This is a genomic window from Cyanobium sp. PCC 7001 (assembly GCF_000155635.1).
Lineage (GTDB): Bacteria > Cyanobacteriota > Cyanobacteriia > PCC-6307 > Cyanobiaceae > NIES-981.
On record NZ_DS990556.1, the window covers coordinates 2,700,926 to 2,719,162 of the forward strand.

The window sequence follows — 18,237 nt, forward strand, 5'->3', positions numbered from 1 at the left end:
CACCTAGGGTGCGCTCAGCTGCGCCGGTGCCGGGGGCCTTGGATAGCGCCGATCGCCTCATCCTGGCCCTCGACGGCATGGAGCCCGACCGAGCGGGGCGGCTGGTGGCGGCCATCCCCGACCTGCGCTGGGTGAAGGTGGGCCTGGAGCTGTTCGTCAACGCAGGCCCCTCCGTGGTGCTCCGGCTGCGCGAGGCGGGCCTGCAGGTGTTCCTCGATCTGAAGTTCCACGACATCCCGGCCACCATGGCCGGGGCCTGCCGCCGGGCGGCAGCCCTCGGTGCCCAGTTGATCACCGTGCATGCCGCGGCCGGCAGCGAGGCCCTGGCGGCCGCCCAGGCCGCCGCCGACCAGGGGGCTGCGGAGGCTGGACTCCCCTGCCCATGCCTGCTGGCCGTGACCGTGCTCACCAGCTGGGATCCCCACCGCTTCCAGGCGGAACTGGCTGTGCAGGAACCGGTGGAGCGGCATGTGCCCCGCCTCGCCGCCCTGGCGGCGGAAGCGGGAATCGGAGGTGCCGTCTGCTCACCGCTGGAGGTGGCGCTCCTGCGCCAGGCCCATCCCGAGCCGTTCCGGCTGGTGACCCCGGGGATCCGGCCGGCCGGCGTCGCCAGCGGCGACCAGCGGCGCACCATGACTCCCGGCCAGGCCCTGGCCGCCGGGGCGAGCCAGCTGGTGGTGGGCCGGCCGATCACGGCGGCGCCCGATCCGGCGGAGGCCTTCGCGGCCTGCTGCGCCGAGCTGGGCTGAAGGAGGTACCCGGCCATGCCGCGCCTGCGTCTGGCGGAGGCCCAGCCCCCCCTCAGCTTCATCCCCCCGGCCCGGCGGGGCTGGGTGCGCTGGTTGGTGCGTCTGCTGCTGCCCGTGCTGCTGCGCAGCCATGGGGTGGCGCGGCTGCAGGCCGAGGGTGTCGCTGAGCTGGCCGGCTGGTTCGAGGCGCAGCAGCAGGGTCGGGTGCGGCTGTTTCTGGCCTTCCGGCACCCCAGCACCCGGGATCCCCTGGTGCTGGCCTGGCTGTTCTGGTGCGCGGTGCCGAGCCTGGCCCGCCGCCTGGGCCGGCCCCTGAGGCCTCCGGTGCATGCCCAGTTCCTCTACGACCGCGGCATCCCCCTCTGGGCCGGCGCCCTGGTGGGATGGGTGCTCTGCAGCCTCGGCGGGGTGCCGATTCAGCGCGGCAAGCTCGACCGCCAGGCGCTTCGCATGGCCCGTGAGCTGGCGGTGGACGGCCCCTTCCCCCTCGCCATCGCCCCGGAAGGGGCCACCAATGGCCATGGGGAGTTGATCAGCCCGCTGGAGCCTGGCCTGGCCCAGCTCGCCTTCTGGGCCTGTGAGGATCTGGAGTCCGCCCGCCGCTGCGAGCGGGTGGTGATCGTGCCGATCGGCCTGCGTTACCCGCTGCTGCGCCCCAGCTGGCCGCGGATCGAGCGGATCCTGACGCTCCTGGAGCGGCGGCTCGGCCTGCCTGCCCCGGTCCCGGTGTCACCCGGGCCGGGGCCCGAGTCCCGGACGGAGGCGACGCGCGAGGAGGACCGCCGCTACGCCCGGCTGGTGGCCCTGGCCGAGGTGATGCTGAGCGAGCTGGAGCGGTTCTACCGGCAGGCCCACGGCCTCCAGTTCGATGCTGCCGCCCCCTTCCAGGACCGCATGGCGCGGCTGCGCGATCAGGTGCTGGAGCTGGTGGAGGCCCGCTTCGGCCTCCGCTCCCAGGGCACCCTGCAGGAGCGCTGCCGTCGCATCGAGCAGGCTGGCTGGGAGCGCATCTACCGGGGCGACCTGCCGGCCCTCTCCCCGGTGGGTCGGGGCCTGGCCGACTGGACCGCGGCCGAGGCGAGCCTCTGCCTGGACCACATGCGGCTGGTGGAACCGTTCACCGCCATCAATGGACGCTATGTGGCGGAGAGGCCCACGCCGGATCGCTACGCCGAGCTGCTGCAGATCCTGTGGCAGTCGGTGGCCTGGCTCGAGGGCCGCCCGGATGCCCGCCCTCCTTCGCTGGGCCCCTGCCGGGCCGTGCTGCAGGTGGGGCCGGCCATCGATGTCACCGGCCGCCATGGGGCCTACCGCCAGGATCGACGCGCCGCCGTGGAGGCCCTCACCGCCGCGGTGGCCGATGGCCTGCAGGACACCCTGGACCGGGGCCTGACCTAGCCCCAGTGCCGCAGGTGCCTGGCGCTGGCTCAAGCCGCCACGGTGCGGCTGCCCACCAACTCGGCGTAGAGCTGCTCGAGGGTGTTGAGGTTGTTCTCCAGGGTGTAGCGCTCCAGGGCCCGGGCCCGGGCCCGCCGCCCGAGTTCGGCGGTCAGCACCGGCTGGTCATGGAGCACCGGCAGCAGGGTGCGCAGCTGGGTGGTCACGCCCTGGGTGCTGATCACGATGCCGGCTCCCCCCTCGAGCACCTCGCCGTCGGCTCCGGCATCGGTGGCCACGCAGGCGGTGCCGCTGGCCATCGCCTCCAGCAGGGCCAGCGACAGGCCCTCCACCAGCGAGGGCAGCAGGAACACCTCAGCCAGCTGTTGCAGGGCCACCCGCGTGGCCAGGTTCGGCTCGTAGCCCCACCACACCACATCCGACTCCTCGCTGCTGCCCTGGAGGGCGGAGCGCAGGGGGCCATCGCCCACGATCACCAGCACGCAGCCGGCCGGCCGCACCAGCCGCCAGGCCTTGAGCAGGGCCTCCACGTTCTTCTCGGTGGCGATCCGCCCCATGTAGAGAAACACCCGTCGCCCGGCGAACCGCTGCTGGAGGGCCGCCAGTTCCGCCGAGGGTGGCCCGCTGGCCGGCTGCCAGAGGGCCGTGTCCACGCCGTTGGGAATCACGGCCAGGCGCTCGGCCTGCACCCCCAGCCGCAGCAGGACGTCGGCCTGCAGCTCTGAGAACACGATCACCCGGTCGAAGCGGGCCAGGGTGGGGGCGTAGAGCTGGTAGGTGAGTTGCTGGGTGCCGGCTGTGAGGTTGCGCAGTCCGGCGTCGAAGGCGGGATGGAATGTGGCCACCAGCGGCAGCTGCAGCTGCTGGCAGAGATCGGGCAGGCGGAAATCGAGCGGCGAGAGGGTGAGGCTGGCGTGCACCAGATCCGGCCGCAGGCGCTCCAGGGATTCCCGCAGCTCCCGCTGGGCCCCGGGGGAGGGGATGGTGTAAACCTGCGACTTCACCAGGTAGGGCAGCGTCACCTCCGGGTCGGCCGACTCGGTGGCCGGCGCGTCGGTCCGGCTGCGCCGCCGCAGGGTGCCGGCTCCGGGGCCGGAGCTGGAGCCGGCGCCCTGGCGCAGCCGGCGCGGGCGACCCTTTCCACCGCTGGCCGCCACCTCCACCGGCTGGCGCCCCATCTGGCCGGGGGGGGTGTCGAAGTGGATGAAGCTGATGCTGTGGCCCCGCTCCCTGAGGGCGTGCGTCGTGGTGAGGCCGTAGGTGACGTTGCCGCAGAAAGGAGATTTCTTGCCTAGCCAGGCAATGTGAGCCACCCAGCCTCGTGCGACCAGTCCGACGCTAACAGCGCCGCCATGGACGCTCCGCCAGAGCCGCCAGCAGGGCGATGGAGGCCAGGGCCCAGAGCACCGGCAGCAGGCCCCAGCGGCTCACCACCGTGCCCGCCAGCACCAGGGGAAGACTCAGGGCGATGTTGATCAGGTTGTTCTGCAGGCCGAAGACCTTGCCCCGCATCGCTTCAGGAGTGTCTTCCTGGATGGTGGTCTGGGCCGGGATGGCCAGCATGGCGGCCCCCACCCCCAGCACGGCGCAGAGCAGCAGGGTGAAGGTGAGATTGCCCCGCAGCTGGCCCAGCAGCAGCAGACTCCAGCCGATCGTGGCCAGCCCGGCTGCCGCCAGGTGTCGCCGGTTGAGCAGCTGCCCCAGCTGGGCCACCGCCACGGCCCCGACGGCCAGGCCCAGCCCACTCATGGCCAGGAGGGTGCCGAACCGGGTGGGACCCAGGCCCTGCACCGCCGAGGCCAGGCTGATCGCCAGCACGTAGAGGGCCGCCAGCAGGCTGTAGAGCAGCACCAGCTGTCCCATGGCACTCGCCACCCTGGGGCGCTCCCGCAGCACGGCCACACCCTGCTGGATCTCTTCCCACACCGAGCTGCGGCTGGTCTGGCGGGGAGATTCCTGCCAGCGGATTCGCGAGATCGTCACGGCGGCCAGGCCGTAGCAGGCCGGCAGCAGCAGGAACTCGCCCCCGTCGATGCCGAGACCCGCCAGGGCGCTGCGCAACAGGCGCAGGATCGGATCGCCAAGGGCGAACCCCACGATCGTGGCGGCCATGCTGGTGGCCTGGTAGAGCGAATTGGCCGCGAGCAGATGCTGGGGTGGCACCAGCTTGGGGATGGCCGCCTGCTCCGCCGGCGCGAAGAACTGGGTGAGCACCGACTCCAGGAAGGTCATCAGCACCAGCCCCCAGTAGCCCACGCTCAGTCCCAGCCAGAGCGGGCTCTGCACCAGGCAGAGCGGCACGGCCAGCACGAGAGCGGCCCGCAGGCCGTTGGAGGCCACCATCACGGTGCGCTTGGGCCAGCGATCCGCCCAGACGCCGGCAACAGTGCCGAGCAGCATGGCCGGCACGGTGTTGGCCACGTAGATGCCGGTGGCCAGCAGAGTGATCATCTGGGCCCGGGTCTCGGGAAGATCCATGCGGATCGCCGAGGCGGCCTCGGCCAGGGCGGGATTGGCATCCGGCACTCCCTGCACCCAGGTCTGGGCGATCAGGAACACCATCAGCACGATGTAGAACTTGTCCGCCAGCTGGGAGAAGATCTGCCCCAGCCAGAGCAGGCGGAAGTCCGGCAGGGCCAGCACGGCCTGCAGGCCGCTGGCCGCTGCGGGTGCGGAGCCCTGAGGACGGCCGGACAACCTGGACCTGCCACGGGAAGGGGTGCTCATGATGACGCAGGGGCGGACTGCAGCCCCAGGCGCAGCAGACGGAAGGCGCGCGGCCGCCGTTGCAGGTGCTCCCCGCACCAGCACTCCACCAGTTCCAGCAGATGCAGCCACACCGCCTCCGGGCCCATCAGGGACCCGTCGCGGCGGCGGGGCAGGGCCGGCCGGGGCAGCCGCTGCAGCAGGGCCAGTTCCGAGGCATTGAGCACCACCCGCGCTCCGGCCACGGCACCGAGCACGAACCCTTCGCTGGGCACCAGGCTGCACCGCCAGTCCCAGTTGCCCAGGGGAGGATCGAGCCTCTGGCCTGTGCGGCTGCACTGCACCAGCGGCAGCGCGTAGCCGCCGAGGGCCAGCAGGTGCACCGACCCCTGCACGGCCAGGGCCAGGGCCTCGAGGCTGTCGGAGCGTTCGCGCACCTGCTGCTCGAGCCTGCCCAGCTGCATCAGCATCGAGCCCAGCATCCCCGGGGCCGGGGCGTCGCCCGGCACCAGCCCCAGACAGAGCTCGGCCAGGGCCTGGGCGGCGGCCAGGGTTTCGAGCCGTTCCGCCAGCTGGCTGTAGTTGCGCACCACCCGCAGCTGGCGCACCCGCCGCAGCCCGGAGCGTCCCCCCACCTGCAGGCGGAGGTGGGCCAGAGGCACGGCCGCGGCGAGGCTGCTGCGGGGCTTGCGGGCCCCCGGCACCGCCAGGCGGGTCAACCCGTCCTCTTCGCTCAACAGGGTGAGCAGCCGGTCACTCTCCCCGAGGGGCCTGCAGCTCAGCGCCAATCCTTCCAGCTGGGTCTCGGGCACCGGGGCATCAGGTCCGCAGGGCCTGCATCAGCGCCACCCCGCGGCTGGTGCCGAGCCGGCTGGCGCCTGCCTCCACCAGCTCCAGAGCCTGCTCCAGCGCCGCGATGCCACCGGAGGCCTTCACCCCGGCCCGGCCCCGGGCCAGCTCCTGCAGGTGCTTCACCTGATCGATGGTCACGGGCGGTCCGAAGCCGCTGCCGGTCTTGAGGAAGCGGGCCCCGGCATCGATGCTGATCTCCACCAGCAGGGCCAGCGGCTCCGGCTCCAGCCGTCCGGCCTCCAGGATCACCTTCACGGCCGGGCCCAGTTCGCAGATGGCGGCGAGCTCATCGAGCACCGCCGTGCTGTTGCCGTCCACCAGGGCGCCGAAATCGGGAACCACATCCAGCTCATCGGCCCCGGCGTCGGCGGCGGCCTCGGCCTCGGCCCGCTTCACCGCGCTGGGAACGGCTCCGAACGGGAATCCCACCACGCTGATCAGCCGGGGCGTGGTGCCCCGGCCCTGGGCCTCGATCGGCAGGCGTCGCCGCGCTTCGGCGACCCAGCGGGAGGCCACGCACACCCCGGCGAAGCCGTAGTGGCGGGCCTCATCACAGCAGCGGTGGATGGCCTCGGCCCCCTGCAGGGGGTCCAGCAGGGCGTGGTCGATCAGGGGAGCCAGGTCGGGGAGGTCGCGGGTCACGCATCCTTCGGTTGGATCACCCCGAATCCTCCATGGTTGCGGTGGTACACCACCTGGATCTGTCCGCTCTCGGCCTCCCGGAACACGTAGAAGTCATGGTCGATCAGCTCCAGCTGGTGCAGGGCCTCATCCAGGCTCATGGGCGGCATGGCGAAGTACTTGCGTCGCACGCCCCGGCTGGGCAGCTCGGGCTCCTTGCCATCGGTGAGGCTGCTGCCGGGCGGCGGCAGGCTGGCGGCGCCGGCCTCCTCATCCCGCGCCGAGCGGTGCACCGGACCCTGGTGCCGCTCGTGCACCCGTTCCTTGTAGCGGTTGAGCTGGCGGGTGAGCTTGCTCGCCACCAGATCGATGCTGGCGTAGAGGTTGTCACTGTGCTCCTGGGCCCGGATCACGGTGCCGTTGGCGAACATGGTGACCTCGGCGATCTGCTGGGGAACCCGCGGATTGCGGGCCACGGACAGGTGCACGTCAGCTTCCTTGACCATCCCCTCGAAGTGGGTGATGGCGCGGGTGAGTTTGGTTTCGGTGTACTCCCGGATGGCGGGGGTCACCTCCAGATTGCGGCCATGAATCAGCAGTTTCATCAGTTGGCAGCTACCTCCGTTGCTGGCCTGATCCAACGCTAGGAACGCCGGCCCGTGGTCTCCCAGCTCGACGCAATCCTTTTCGAAGCGCCGCGGCCCGTGGCCTTCGAGCCCGCCTGGCAGGCCCAGCGGCAGCTTCAGCAGCGCCTCCTCGCCACTCCCCAGGGGCCGGATGCGGTGATGCTGCTGGAGCATCTGCCCTGCTACACCCTGGGCCGCGGCGCCTCCGAGGCCTTCCTCCGCTTTCCTGCCCAGGCCTCGCCCCTGCCGCTGCACCGGATCGACCGGGGCGGTGAGGTGACGCACCACGCTCCGGGCCAGCTGGTGCTCTATCCGGTGCTCAACCTGCGGCGCCACGGGGAGGATCTGCACCTCTACCTGCGGGCGCTCGAACAGGTGGTGATCGACCTTCTGGCCGGCCTGGGACTCCAGGGAGAGCGCATCGACGGTCTCACCGGGGTGTGGCTGCAGGGGCGCAAGGTGGCGGCGATCGGCGTGGGCGCCCGCCGCTGGATCAGCCAGCACGGCCTCGCCCTCAACGTGGAGGCCGACCTGTCGGGGTTCCAGGCGGTGGTGCCCTGCGGCCTGGCGGACCGGCCGGTGGGCCGCCTGGTGGATGTCCGCCCCGGACTGACGGCCCAGCAGCTGCGGGTTCCCTTGCTGCAGGCCTTCGCCCGGCAGTTCCATCTGACGCTGCGGCCCCCCCGGCACCACGAGCAGCTGGAAGGGTGGTAACCGTGGTGGCAATCTCCCCATCCCTGTCGTGGCGCCAGACACCGCTGTGGCCGCTTCCGCCCCCCGGCGCCTCGCCGGCGCCGGGGGCCTGGCTGAGATCCACTGGAGCGGCAGTCACCGCGACCAGCAGGCTCTGGCCCTGCGCACCGACTGGAGCGGGCTCACAGCCATCCATGGCCTCTGGGCTCCCCTGGCCCGGCTCTACGGCGATGCCCCGGCGCTGGAGGCGCCCCATGTCCCCACGCCAGCCACGCTGAGCTTCCGCCAGCTGCACCAGGCCATCGAGCAGAGTGCGGCTGGCTTGGCGGCCCTTGGGGTCGGCCCCGGTTCGGTGGTGGCCCTCTTCGCCGAGAACAGCCCCCGCTGGCTGCAGGTGGACCAGGGGGTGATGCGCTGCGGTGCCGCCGATGCCGTGCGGGGCAGTGCCGCGCCGGTGGAAGAACTGCGCTACATCCTCGACGACTCCGGGGCGATGGGTCTGGTGGTGGAGACCGTTGCCCTGCTCAAGAGGCTCCAGCTCGATGGGGCCCAGCGTTCGGCTCTGGCCTTCGTGCTGGTGCTGGAGGGTGACCTCCCCTCCGCTGCCGCGCTTGAGGGGGCGGAGGGGTTGGTGCTGCTGGACTGGGAGGCGCTGATGGAGCGCGGCCGGGCAGCGCTGGCGGCAGGTCGAGCCGCTCCCCAGCCCCCGGCCGACCCCGGCCAGCTGGCCACCATCCTCTACACATCGGGCACCACCGGCCAGCCCAAGGGCGTGCCGCTCACCCACGCCAACCTGCTGCACCAGCTGCGCCACCTCGGCGTGGCGGTCACCCCCCACCCCGGCGACCGGGTGGTGAGCGTGCTGCCGATCTGGCATTCCTACGAGCGCAGTGCCGAGTACTTCCTGCTGGCCTGCGGCTGCCATCAGAGCTACACCACCCTCAAGCACCTGCGCCCCGATCTGCAGCGGGTGCGGCCCCATTACCTGATCAGCGTTCCCCGGTTGTGGGAGGCGATCCTCTCCGGCTTCGAGGACGCCCTCCGGGCCATGCCCACTTCCCGCCAGCGTCTGCTGCGCGCTGCGCTCGCCAACAGCCGCGCCCAGGCCCTGGCCCGGCGACGGGCCCGGGATCTCACCCTGCGCCATGAGCCCCTGCCCACCCGGGTGTGCGCCGCGGTGGAGGCGCTGCTGCGCTGGCCGCTGCACCGCCTGGCGGAGGCCGTGCTCTGGCCGAAGGTGCGCAGCCAGCTGGTGGGGGGGCGGCTGCGCACGGCCATCAGTGGCGGCGGTGCCCTGGCCCTGCACGTGGACGCCTTCTTCGAGGCGATCGGCATCGAGCTGCTGGTGGGCTACGGCCTCACCGAAACCAGCCCGGTGCTCACCTGCCGGCGCCCCTGGGCCAACCGGCGCGGCAGTGCGGGCCAGCCCCTGCCCGGCACGGCGATCCGCATCGCCGATCCCGAAACCCATCAGCCCGTGGCGGTCGGCCGGCGCGGCCTGGTGCTGGCCCGCGGTCCCCAGGTGATGGGCGGCTACTGGCGCAAGCCCGAGGCCAGCGCCAAGGTGCTCGATGGGGAGGGCTGGTTCGACACCGGCGATCTCGGCCATCTCCTTCCCGACGGCTCCCTGGTGCTGACCGGTCGGGCCAAGGACACGATCGTGCTCAGCAGTGGCGAGAACATCGAGCCGGGGCCGCTCGAGGACGCCCTGGTGGCCAGCCCCCTGATCGAGCAGGTGATGCTGGTGGGGCAGGACCGCAAGCAGCTTGGGGGGCTGCTGGTGCCCAGGCCCGAGGCTCTGGAGGCCTTCGCCTCGGCCGCCGGTCTGGGCTGGAACGCCGAGGCCCCTGCCGAGCCTGCCCTGCTGCGGGCCCTGACCCGGGAGTGCAACCGGCTGCTGGCGGACCGACCCGGCTCCCGGCCCGATGAGCGCCTGGGCGGGGTGGCCCTGGTGGAGCCCTTCAGCCTGGAGAACGGTCTGCTCACACAGACCCTCAAGCAGCGGCGCGACCGGATTGCCAGCCGTGATGCGGCCGTGATCGAGGCTCTCTACAGCTGAGCTGGCGGGGGTGCGGGCAACCGCCGGTTGACCTGCACCCCGGCCGCTGAGAGCCTGACCATTGCTTTTCTCCCCGCATGGCCAACGGCAGTCTGTCGATCAAGCGCTCCATCACCGTGCGGGCGGTGGTCACCCCCCGCTGGAAGGAGGATGCCGAGCGCGAGCTCAGTAACGCCCTGGTGGCCAGCGATGGCCAGCTGGCCCAGCTGGAGCAGGAGGGCCAGCAGCTGGTGGACGAGATCCGCCGCCAGAGCATCAACCCCCTCGATCCGCGGGTGCAGGACCAGGTGGCCTCGGTGCAGCAGCAGGTGGCCGCCAAGCGCGCCGAGCTCGAGGATCAGAAGCGGCAGATCCTCGAGCAGCAGCGCCAGGTGCGCGAACTGGAGATGGAGCAGATCGTGGAGCAGGGGCAGCTGGAGAGCTTCTGCGAGGTGCAGGTGGGCGACAACCTGGTGCAGAAGCTGCAGGCTTCCGTGCTGGTGCGCGACGGCGTGATCGAGGCGATCGAAGGCGCCTCGTAAAATCCGCCCAAACCGCGCGGCGCACTCCGTTGGCCACCCACGAAATCTTCATGCCCGCCCTCTCCTCCACGATGACGGAGGGCAAGATCGTGGAATGGCTCAAGCAGCCCGGCGACCGCGTCGAGCGCGGTGAGTCGGTGCTGGTGGTGGAGAGCGACAAGGCCGACATGGACGTGGAGGCCTTTCAGGAGGGCTTCCTCGCCGCCGTGCTGATGCCGGCCGGCGGTACCGCCCCCGTGGGCGAGACGATCGGCCTGATCGTCGAGACCGAGGAGGAGATCGCCGCCGCCGCCGCGGCAGCTCCTGCAGCGCCGGCCGCCGCCCCGGCGCCGGTTGCCACCACGCCGCCGCCCGCGGCTCACCCGGCGGCGCCCCCGGCTCCGGTGCCCACACCCGCCGTCACCCCTGCACCATCTCCGGCTCCGGCTCCGGCTCCGGCCGCTCCAGCCCCGCTGGCGGTCCCGGCGATGGCCCCGGCCTCCACCGCCAGCGGCCGCGTGGTGGCCACCCCACGGGCCAGGAAGCTGGCCGGTCAGCTCGGGGTGGATCTCGGAGCCCTGCGGGGCAGCGGCCCCCACGGCCGCATCCAGGCCGAGGACGTGCTGGCCGCGACCGGCCAGCCCATCACCGTGCCCCGGGTGGCCGAGGGGTCGGCGCCGGCTGCCGCGGCGTCTGGAAACGGTGCCGCTGCTCCGGCCCCCGCCCCCGCCGGGCAGACCTTCGGCCGCCCGGGTGAGGCCGTCGCCTTCAACACCCTGCAGAACGCGGTCAACCGCAACATGCTCGCCAGCCTGGCGGTGCCCACGTTCCGCGTGGGCTACACGATCACCACCACCAAGCTGGATGCCTTCTACAAGCAGGTGAAGAGCAAGGGGGTCACGATGACGGCTCTGCTGGCCAAGGCGGTGGCGGTGACCCTGGCCCGCCACCCCCAGGTGAACGCGGCCACCGCCGCCGACGGCAGTGCCATGGCCTATCCCACGGCCGTGAACGTGGCCGTGGCGGTGGCCATGGAGGACGGGGGCCTGATTACCCCGGTGCTCGCCAATGCCGACAGCACTGACATCTATGCCCTGGCGCGCAGCTGGGCCGATCTGGTGGCCCGGGCCCGCAGCAAGCAGCTGCAGCCCGAGGAGTACAGCACCGGCACCTTCACCCTTTCGAATCTGGGGATGTTCGGCGTGGATCGCTTCGACGCGATCCTGCCCCCCGGCACCGGGGCGATCCTGGCTGTGGCCGCCTCCCGGCCTTGCTTGGTGGCAGGCAAGGATGGATCGATCAGGGTGGCCAACCAGATGCAGGTGAACCTCACCTGCGATCACCGCACGATCTACGGGGCCCACGCGGCCGCCTTCCTCAAGGATCTCGCCCAGCTGATCGAAACCAGCCCCGAAAGCCTCGCCCTCTGAAGCGGGCCGGCAGCACCACCGGCGGTTCTCGTCAGTGCGCTAGTACTGGCCTGCCTGATCGGCCATCCCCGGCCCGCTGTGCTTGTCCAGCGATTGCGCACCCCCTTCGCCTGCCGCCGGCCTCGGGGATCCCGATGACCTGAAGCTCTCCAGCTACGACTTCCCGCTGCCTCAGGAGCGGATCGCCCAGCGGCCGGTGGAGCCCCGCCATGCGGCCCGGCTTCTGGTGGTGGATCCGGAGCCCGACTGCCGCCACCGGCAGGTGTGGGATCTGCAGCAGGAGCTGCGGCCGGGTGACCTGCTGGTGGTGAACGACACCCGGGTGCTGCGCGCCCGGCTGCAGGCCCGCCGCCCCAGCGGTGGTGCCGTGGAACTGCTGGTGCTGGAACCCTGGACCGGGCCCGGTGCGGCAGCCGGACAGTGGCTCTGTCTGGCCCGGCCCGGCAAGCGGCTCCATCCCGGCGATGGCCTGGAGGTGGTGGCGGAGGGCCAGCCTCCCCTCACCGTCACGGTGGTGGCCCGGGATGGAGACACGGGCGGGCGCGTGATCCAGTTCCCGCCGGACTGCGACCACGCCGCGACGCTCGAGCCGCTGCTGGTGCGCTACGGGGCCATCCCGCTGCCGCCCTACATCCACGAGCACCACCCGTCCGACAGCGACCGCTACCAGACCCGCTATGCCTCCCGTCCCGGGGCTGTGGCCGCTCCCACGGCAGGCCTGCACCTGAGCGATGAGCTGCTCGCGGCCATCCGCCGCCGCGGCGTGGAAATCGCCACCACCACCCTGCACGTGGGACTGGGCACCTTCCGGCCGGTGGAAACGGAAGACCTGCGCGGCCTGGAGCTCCACAGCGAGTGGGTGGAGGTGAGCCACGAGCTGGTGGCGGCGGTGCAGGCCTGCCGTGCCCGCGGCGGCCGGGTGATCGCCATCGGCACGACCAGCGTGCGCAGCCTGGAGGGGGTGGCGGCGCTGCATGGCGGCGAGCTCAAGCCCCACACCGGGCCGGTGAACCTGGTGATCCAGCCCGGCTTCCGCTTCGCGGTGGTGCAGGGCCTGCTCACCAACTTCCACCTGCCGAAGAGCTCGCTGCTGCTGCTGGTGAGCGCCCTGCTGGGGCGTCAGCGGCTGCTGGCGCTCTACGCCGAGGCGATCGCGCGGGAGTACCGCTTCTTTTCCTACGGCGATGCCATGTGGATCGCGCCGGAGGCGGTGCTGGCCCAGGCCAGGCCCGCGGTGTGGCGGAGCACAGGCCTGGGGTGAGGGCCGTTGCTCAGGCGGCAGCCAGGTTGGCGGCCACGAAGTCCCAGTTCACCAGCTTCTCGAGGTAGGTGGTGATGTAGTCGGGACGGCGGTTCTGGTAATCCAGGTAGTAGGCGTGCTCCCACACGTCCATGGTGAGCAGGGCCTTCTGGCCATGGGCCAGGGGCAGATCGGCGTTGGCGGTCTTGGTCACCTTGAGGGTGCCGCCATCGAGCACCAGCCAGGCCCAGCCGCTGCCGAACTGGGTGGCGCCGGCAGTCTTGAACTGCTCCACGAAGGCTTCGAAGCTGCCGAAGTCGGCGTTGATCTTCTCGGCCAGGGCTCCGGTGGGCTGGCCGCCGCCACCTGGCTTCATGCACTGCCAGTAGAAGCTGTGGTTCCACACCTGGGCCGCGTTGTTGAACACGCCGGCCTTGCCCGCGTCCCCTGCCACGGCTGTGATGGTGTCCTCCAGGCTCTTGCCGTCGAGGTCCGTGCCCTCCACCAGCTTGTTGAGGTTGGTGACGTAGGCGTTGTGGTGCTTGCCGTGATGGAACTCGAGGGTCTGACGGGAGATATGGGGCTCGAGCGCATCGAGGCCGTAGGGCAGCGCGGGCAGCGTGTGGGCCATGGATGTGATTGACGTACTGAATGTTGCCCGCCGGTGTGCCTGGCGGGTGGGGCGATCCTAACGATCGCTACAGAATCCCTGGAACGGGCGTGGGAACGGGGGCAGGCCGGCAGGCGTTGGACCAGGGGCCGATCAGGGTTCGATCAGCGGCCGATCTGGAGCAGCTCCACCTCGAAGATCAGGGTGGCGTTGGGGGGGATCACGCCGCCGGCGCCGCGTTCGCCATAGGCGAGGTCGGGTGGGATCACCAGCTTGCGCTTGCCGCCCACCTGCATGCCGGCCACCCCTTCGTCCCAGCCCTTGATCACGCGGCCGGCGCCGAGGGGAAACGAGAACGGACCGCGGCCGTAGCTGCTGTCGAATTCCTTGCCGTTCTCCAGGGTGCCACGGTAGTTCACGCTCACGGTCTGGCCGGATGCGGCCTCGGGGCCATCGCCGATCACCAGATCCGTGATGCGCAGGCCGCTGGGGGTCACCCGCTCCTTGGCCGCGACCATGTCGCCGCCGAGGGCGCTGGCCTGGGCGATGTCGGTGCCGGAGTCGGGAGCCATGGCGAAGAGGGTGGGGTTGGGGTCGTCGGGGTCGAGTTCAAAGCTGGCCGCCTGCTGCGGGGCCGGGGTGGCCATGGCAGGGGACATTGCAGGGGCCGCGGCCTGGGTGGCGGCTGCGGGTGCGGCGGCCTCCACCGTGGTGGGGTGCACGAGCTGACTCACCAGCGCCAGCAGCAGGCAGGCCACGCAGACGGTGGTGCTGATCAGGATGTCGCGCATGTCGGACCCGCGGGGGGCTCGATTCTGCCTACTCGCCCGATCTCTCGACGGACGCTTCGCCATTGCGCTGGCGCTGGGCCTGCTCCAGCCGGTCGATGCGGCCCCGCAGTTCGTCGAGTTCCCGCTGCAGGGGGATGCCGAGATCCTGGAGCAGCTGGTCGCGGTTGCGCTCCAGCTGCCGGCCGGCCTGCTCCTCCAGGCCCGGGGTGTCACCCCGCAGGGCCCTGAGCACGTCTTCCACCAGGGCGGAGGCGTGGCTGGGGTCCAGCTTGCCGCTGCGCACCCACTCCTGGGTGACGTAGCGCAGCCGGTCGCTCACCAGGGAGGTGGTGCCCAGGCCCCGCAGCAGCAGCTGGTGCAGGGGGTTGGAAGAGTCCATCGCAGTGGTCGGGTCTGGTTCAACCTTGGCGCTTCCTACGTTGGATCGCCATGGCGGTCGAAGGACGGTTGGCCTGGATCGTGGTGGGAGGAGCCGGCCTGCTGGCGGGGCTGGCGCTGCCGCCCCTGGGCTGCCCGCCCCTGGCCTGGCTGGCCCTGGCGGTGCTGTGGGCCGCCTGCGCCCAGGGGCCATCCCGGCCGCTGCTGCTGGGCTCCGGCCTCTGGGGCGGGCTGGCGGTGCTGCTGAGCCATCACTGGCTGCTGGGGCTGCACCCGCTGGACTGGATCGGCGTGCCCCTGCCCCTCAGCCTGCCGCTCTGCGGGCTGCTGCTGCTCTTCTGCGCCGCGCTCGGGGGCCTGCTGGTGGCGGGATGGGCCTGGTTGGCGGCCTGGCTGGGACCCCACCGGGGCAGCACGGTCCTGCTGCTCAGCGGGGTCTGGGGCCTGGCGGAGGTGCTGCTGGCCCAGGGCCCCCTGTTCTGGCTGGGTCTCGGTGCCGCGCCCCTGCCCCACGACCGTCCCCTGGCCGGGCTGGCGGTGCTGGGCGGTGGCGGTCTGCTGGCGGCGGTGCAGGTGCTGCTGGGCTGGGGGCTGTGGCGGGTGGTGGTCCCACCCACCAGGCGCCTGAGGCGCCTGGCCGGCTGGCTGCTGCTGGTGCTGGTGCTCCACGGGGCCGGTGCGGCGTTGCTGGCCGGCGAACCCTCAGCCGCCGAGGCCAGCGAGCGCGTGCTGGTGCTGCAGCCCGCCATCCCCACCCGCGAGAAGCAGAGCGCGGCCGCTCGCCGGCGCCTGGAGCTCCTGCTGCAGGGGGCCATGGAGGAGGCCGTTCGCCGGCAGGCGGCCGTGGTGGTGCTGCCCGAGGGGGCCCTGGGGCTTGAACCCCGGCTGGCCCGGCCGGCGCCGGTGGAGCTGCTCAGCGGCGGCTTCCGCTGGCACGAAGGCCCCGGCGGACCCGAACAGCGCAGTGCCCTGCTGCGGTTCGCACCGGGCGAGCAGCAGGCCAGCGGCGGCGTCGACAAGCACCGCCTGGTGCCCCTGGGGGAGTGGGTGCCGCTGGGGGGCTGGTGGCGCTGGAGCGGCCTGTCGGCCGTGGGCGGGGTCGAGCCCGGTGCGCCGTCCCGGTTGCTGCCGCGGCCCGATGGGAGCGTGGCTGCGGCCATCTGCTACGAGATCTCCGATGGCCACGCCCTCGCGGCCGCCAGCCGGCAAGGGGCCATCTGGCTGCTGGCCAGCGCCAATCTCGACCCCTATCCGCTGATGCTGCAGCGGCAGTTCGAGGCGCTCGTTCAGCTGCGCGCCATCGAAACGGGGCGCTGGCTGGTGAGCGCGGCCAACACGGGGCCCAGCCTGCTGGTGAACCCCCAGGGCCGCGTCACGAGCAGCCTGGCTCCGGGTCGTGCGGGGATGGCGCTGTTCGAACCGCGGCTCAGGGCCGGACTCACCCCCTATGGGCGCTTCGGGGAAGCCCTGCTCATCGGCCTGGTGGGGGTGTCGGCGCTGCTGCGCTGGAGAACCGGCCGACCAGGCGGCAGAGCGGAGTCAGCCAGCGAAGCTGAGGGCCAACTCCACCAGGGTGAAGCCCAGAAGCCCGACCAGGGCGAGGAGTGATCCGAAGCTGCTCATCTGTCAGACGCGCCAGCGGCGCGGCGGGTGAACCGGAAGGGTTGTTCGCGCAATTCTGACGAAATCCTTAAGGCCGTGCCCGTGGCGGTTGCTACGGGCACGGCAATCGTTACAAGCCGGCCGTCGGCTGCTCAGCCCTCAGCTGCTCAGCCCTCGAAGGCCAGGGCCGGTTCCCTCACCCCCTGGGGCTGCTGCCCCCGCAGGTAGGCCAGCATGGTGTCGGCATCGGAGACCTCGAAGGGGTCGAGGGGGCAGTTGTCGCCGAAGTCGGGCTCCACGAAGATCTTCTCGATCCGGCCGTCGTTCACCAGCATCGAGTAGCGCCAGGAGCGCAGCCCGAAGCCGAGGTTGGACTTGTCCACCAGCATCCCCATCTTGCGGGTGAACTCACCGTTGCCATCCGGCAGCAGGAACACCTTGTCGGCGCCGACGTGCCGTCCCCACTGGAACATCACGAAGGCATCGTTCACCGAGAGGCAGATGATCTGGTCGATGCCCTCGGCGCGGAAGTCCTCGTAGAGCTCCTCGTAGCGGGGCAGGTGGTTGGAGGAGCAGGTGGGGGTGAAGGCCCCCGGCAGGGAGAACACCACCACCCGCTTGCCCGCGAAGATGTCCTCGGTGGTGAGGTCCTGCCAGCGGTAGGGGTTGGGGCCGGGCACGGAGGTGTCCCGCACCCGGGTCTTGAAGGTGACGCTGGGAACGCGTTCGATCACGGCCATGGAAACTCTGGTGATTCAGGACAACGGTCGGGGCCGGAGTGCCGGCCACCGCTTGTAACTCATAATGACTCCGCCTTGCATTAACTGGCAATAGGTGTTTCTGCTCACTGGATGCGGCGGAAACCGGCGCACGCCAGCGGCTGCTCCGGCATCCTGGTCCGATGGACCGTGATACCGCCGCCGTTGCCGAGGCCTGGGATGCCCGCTACCGCGAGCAGCGCGACGGCTGGGAACTGGGCCGGCCTGCTCCGCCGCTCGAGGCCTTCCTGCGCCGCCATCCCCTGGCGCCCTTGCCGCCCGCTCGGGTGCTGGTGCCCGGTTGCGGCCGGGGCCATGAGGCGGCGCTGCTGGCGGAGCTGGGCTTCGCGGCGGTGGGGCTGGATGTGAGCGGCGAGGCCGTCCGCCGGGCGCGGCAGCTGCACGCGTCGCGCCATCCCGCCATCCGCTGGCTGCAGCAGGATCTCTTTGATACGGAGGGTCTCCACCGGCAGGGGCTGGGCCCAGGCAGCTTCGACGGCGTGCTGGAGCACACGTGCTTCTGCGCGATCGAGCCTGCCCAGCGCCCCGACTACATCGCCACCGTGAGCAGGCTGCTGCGACCCGGCGGCTGGCTGCTGGGCCTGTTCTGGTGCCATGGGCGGCCCGGCGGTCCCCCCTGGGGCAGCGACCCCGAGGCCGTGGCGGCCCTCTGCCGTGCGGCGGGTCTGGTGGAGCAGCTGTGGCAGCCCGCGGAGGGCTCGGTGGCCCAGCGCCAGGACGAGTGGATCGGCCTGTGGCGCCGCGAGCTCCTCAGCGGGCCTGACGCCACCACCGCCAGCCCTCCAGGTTGATCGCCAGCCCGATGGCGGTGAGCACGGCCATCAGCACGATCTGATCGGCTCGGGCATCCGGCACGAGGATGTCGGCGAGCAGGTGCGGCACGTTGGTCACCGAATACACCACGCTGAACCAGAAGTGCAGCCGGCGCCAGGCTCTCCAGCTCCGCTGCGGTTCGGCTGAGCTGGCGGCATAGCCGATCAGCACCAGGGCCAGCAGCGGCAGCAGGAAGTAACCCAGCATCGCCCCGTAGAGCCAGGGCAGCAGCTCGGTGGGCACGTGACCGTGGATCTCGGCCGACTGCCCGTGGAACAGCGGCATCAGGCCGAGATCCACGTGGAAGAGCATGGCCAGAAGCCAGGCCAGCCAGAGCACGATCAACCGTTGACCATGGTGGACCGCCTGGGTCATGGTGCTGCCGCCGCT

The 18,237-nt window shown here is 71.7% G+C and carries 19 protein-coding genes; 9 read left to right on the forward strand and 10 right to left on the reverse strand.

The window, feature by feature from the left end:
- Positions 1-38: 38 nt before the first annotated feature.
- Both pyrF and CPCC7001_RS13180 read left to right on the forward strand, forming a co-directional pair.
- Positions 39-749, forward strand: a complete 711-nt coding sequence (pyrF, locus tag CPCC7001_RS13175) for an orotidine-5'-phosphate decarboxylase (protein ID WP_225867252.1) — start codon at positions 39-41, stop codon at positions 747-749.
- A gap of 15 nt (positions 750-764) precedes the next feature.
- Complete coding sequence (locus tag CPCC7001_RS13180; protein WP_006909158.1) at positions 765-2,147, forward strand: 1-acyl-sn-glycerol-3-phosphate acyltransferase; 1,383 nt, start codon at positions 765-767, stop codon at positions 2,145-2,147.
- A gap of 29 nt (positions 2,148-2,176) precedes the next feature.
- Here the strand turns inward: CPCC7001_RS13180 and CPCC7001_RS13185 are convergent, their stop codons facing one another.
- Genes CPCC7001_RS13185 through hpf form a run of 5 tightly spaced genes read right to left on the reverse strand, consistent with a single transcriptional unit; the run spans position 2,177 to position 6,931 of the window.
- The gene (locus CPCC7001_RS13185; protein ID WP_006911201.1) at positions 2,177-3,460 is read right to left on the reverse strand and encodes a glycosyltransferase family 4 protein; all 1,284 of its coding nucleotides are present in this window, start codon (positions 3,458-3,460) and stop codon (positions 2,177-2,179) included.
- Between the two features lie 25 nt (positions 3,461-3,485).
- Positions 3,486-4,844 carry an MFS transporter gene (locus CPCC7001_RS13190; RefSeq protein ID WP_006911187.1) on the reverse strand — a complete coding sequence of 453 codons (1,359 nt, stop codon included), beginning with the start codon at positions 4,842-4,844 and terminating at the stop codon, positions 3,486-3,488.
- 26 nt (positions 4,845-4,870) lie between these two features.
- Positions 4,871-5,665 carry a DNA repair protein RecO gene (recO, locus tag CPCC7001_RS13195; protein ID WP_006910355.1) on the reverse strand — a complete coding sequence of 265 codons (795 nt, stop codon included), beginning with the start codon at positions 5,663-5,665 and terminating at the stop codon, positions 4,871-4,873.
- Positions 5,666-5,672: 7 nt separating this feature from the next.
- Positions 5,673-6,347: a deoxyribose-phosphate aldolase gene (gene deoC / locus CPCC7001_RS13200; RefSeq protein ID WP_006909052.1), complete on the reverse strand. Its 675-nt coding sequence runs from the start codon at positions 6,345-6,347 to the stop codon at positions 5,673-5,675.
- Positions 6,344-6,931: a ribosome hibernation-promoting factor, HPF/YfiA family gene (hpf, locus tag CPCC7001_RS13205; protein WP_006910455.1), complete on the reverse strand. Its 588-nt coding sequence runs from the start codon at positions 6,929-6,931 to the stop codon at positions 6,344-6,346. Before hpf ends, deoC begins: the two co-directional genes overlap by 4 nt.
- Before the next feature lie 54 nt (positions 6,932-6,985).
- Here hpf and lipB point away from each other — a divergent pair, with 54 nt between their 5' ends.
- From lipB to queA, 5 genes are all read left to right on the forward strand, one after another.
- A complete protein-coding gene (lipB, locus tag CPCC7001_RS13210) occupies positions 6,986-7,666 on the forward strand; it encodes a lipoyl(octanoyl) transferase LipB (RefSeq protein WP_050757151.1) in 681 nt (226 codons plus the stop codon).
- Between the two features lie 46 nt (positions 7,667-7,712).
- The gene (locus tag CPCC7001_RS13215; protein WP_006910198.1) at positions 7,713-9,704 is read left to right on the forward strand and encodes an AMP-binding protein; all 1,992 of its coding nucleotides are present in this window, start codon (positions 7,713-7,715) and stop codon (positions 9,702-9,704) included.
- A gap of 77 nt (positions 9,705-9,781) precedes the next feature.
- Positions 9,782-10,225, forward strand: a complete 444-nt coding sequence (locus CPCC7001_RS13220; protein ID WP_006911733.1) for a YlqD family protein — start codon at positions 9,782-9,784, stop codon at positions 10,223-10,225.
- Between the two features lie 29 nt (positions 10,226-10,254).
- Entirely contained in the window at positions 10,255-11,634 is a 1,380-nt protein-coding gene (locus CPCC7001_RS13225; protein WP_006909264.1) for a dihydrolipoamide acetyltransferase family protein, read from the forward strand.
- 82 nt (positions 11,635-11,716) lie between these two features.
- Positions 11,717-12,895 carry a tRNA preQ1(34) S-adenosylmethionine ribosyltransferase-isomerase QueA gene (gene queA, locus CPCC7001_RS13230; protein ID WP_006911682.1) on the forward strand — a complete coding sequence of 393 codons (1,179 nt, stop codon included), beginning with the start codon at positions 11,717-11,719 and terminating at the stop codon, positions 12,893-12,895.
- 10 nt (positions 12,896-12,905) lie between these two features.
- On the opposite strand, the gene CPCC7001_RS13235 is transcribed toward queA, so the two are convergent.
- From CPCC7001_RS13235 to CPCC7001_RS13245, 3 genes are all read right to left on the reverse strand, one after another.
- Positions 12,906-13,505, reverse strand: coding sequence for a superoxide dismutase (locus CPCC7001_RS13235; protein ID WP_006909411.1), 600 nt, complete (start codon positions 13,503-13,505; stop codon positions 12,906-12,908).
- Between the two features lie 143 nt (positions 13,506-13,648).
- Positions 13,649-14,275, reverse strand: a complete 627-nt coding sequence (locus tag CPCC7001_RS13240; RefSeq protein WP_006909239.1) for an FKBP-type peptidyl-prolyl cis-trans isomerase — start codon at positions 14,273-14,275, stop codon at positions 13,649-13,651.
- Positions 14,276-14,303: 28 nt separating this feature from the next.
- A complete protein-coding gene (locus CPCC7001_RS13245) occupies positions 14,304-14,654 on the reverse strand; it encodes a phasin family protein (protein WP_006910024.1) in 351 nt (116 codons plus the stop codon).
- A 50-nt stretch (positions 14,655-14,704) separates the two neighbouring features.
- Between CPCC7001_RS13245 and CPCC7001_RS13250 the strand changes: the two genes are divergently transcribed.
- The gene (locus CPCC7001_RS13250; RefSeq protein WP_006910787.1) at positions 14,705-16,261 is read left to right on the forward strand and encodes an apolipoprotein N-acyltransferase; all 1,557 of its coding nucleotides are present in this window, start codon (positions 14,705-14,707) and stop codon (positions 16,259-16,261) included.
- Positions 16,262-16,422: 161 nt separating this feature from the next.
- On the opposite strand, the gene CPCC7001_RS13255 is transcribed toward CPCC7001_RS13250, so the two are convergent.
- A complete protein-coding gene (locus CPCC7001_RS13255; RefSeq protein WP_006909266.1) occupies positions 16,423-16,995 on the reverse strand; it encodes a peroxiredoxin in 573 nt (190 codons plus the stop codon).
- A gap of 161 nt (positions 16,996-17,156) precedes the next feature.
- Between CPCC7001_RS13255 and CPCC7001_RS13260 the strand changes: the two genes are divergently transcribed.
- The gene (locus tag CPCC7001_RS13260; RefSeq protein ID WP_006909704.1) at positions 17,157-17,825 is read left to right on the forward strand and encodes a methyltransferase domain-containing protein; all 669 of its coding nucleotides are present in this window, start codon (positions 17,157-17,159) and stop codon (positions 17,823-17,825) included.
- Here the strand turns inward: CPCC7001_RS13260 and CPCC7001_RS13265 are convergent.
- Positions 17,785-18,222 (reverse strand): hypothetical protein, encoded by a 438-nt coding sequence (locus CPCC7001_RS13265; RefSeq protein ID WP_006909452.1) that lies wholly within the window; start codon positions 18,220-18,222, stop codon positions 17,785-17,787. The genes CPCC7001_RS13260 and CPCC7001_RS13265 overlap by 41 nt on opposite strands.
- Between the last annotated feature and the right edge of the window lie 15 nt (positions 18,223-18,237).

Bases quoted from the DNA above. Each gene is read 5' to 3' on its own strand.
- CPCC7001_RS13180 (WP_006909158.1), top strand. From the start codon at position 765: ATGCCGCGCCTGCGTCTGGCGGAGGCCCAGCCCCCCCTCAGCTTCATC.
- hpf (WP_006910455.1), bottom strand. From the start codon at position 6,931: ATGAAACTGCTGATTCATGGCCGCAATCTGGAGGTGACCCCCGCCATC.
- CPCC7001_RS13220 (WP_006911733.1), top strand. From the start codon at position 9,782: ATGGCCAACGGCAGTCTGTCGATCAAGCGCTCCATCACCGTGCGGGCG.
- CPCC7001_RS13235 (WP_006909411.1), bottom strand. From the start codon at position 13,505: ATGGCCCACACGCTGCCCGCGCTGCCCTACGGCCTCGATGCGCTCGAG.
- CPCC7001_RS13240 (WP_006909239.1), bottom strand. From the start codon at position 14,275: ATGCGCGACATCCTGATCAGCACCACCGTCTGCGTGGCCTGCCTGCTG.
- CPCC7001_RS13245 (WP_006910024.1), bottom strand. From the start codon at position 14,654: ATGGACTCTTCCAACCCCCTGCACCAGCTGCTGCTGCGGGGCCTGGGC.
- CPCC7001_RS13250 (WP_006910787.1), top strand. From the start codon at position 14,705: ATGGCGGTCGAAGGACGGTTGGCCTGGATCGTGGTGGGAGGAGCCGGC.
- CPCC7001_RS13255 (WP_006909266.1), bottom strand. From the start codon at position 16,995: ATGGCCGTGATCGAACGCGTTCCCAGCGTCACCTTCAAGACCCGGGTG.
- CPCC7001_RS13260 (WP_006909704.1), top strand. From the start codon at position 17,157: ATGGACCGTGATACCGCCGCCGTTGCCGAGGCCTGGGATGCCCGCTAC.
- CPCC7001_RS13265 (WP_006909452.1), bottom strand. From the start codon at position 18,222: ATGACCCAGGCGGTCCACCATGGTCAACGGTTGATCGTGCTCTGGCTG.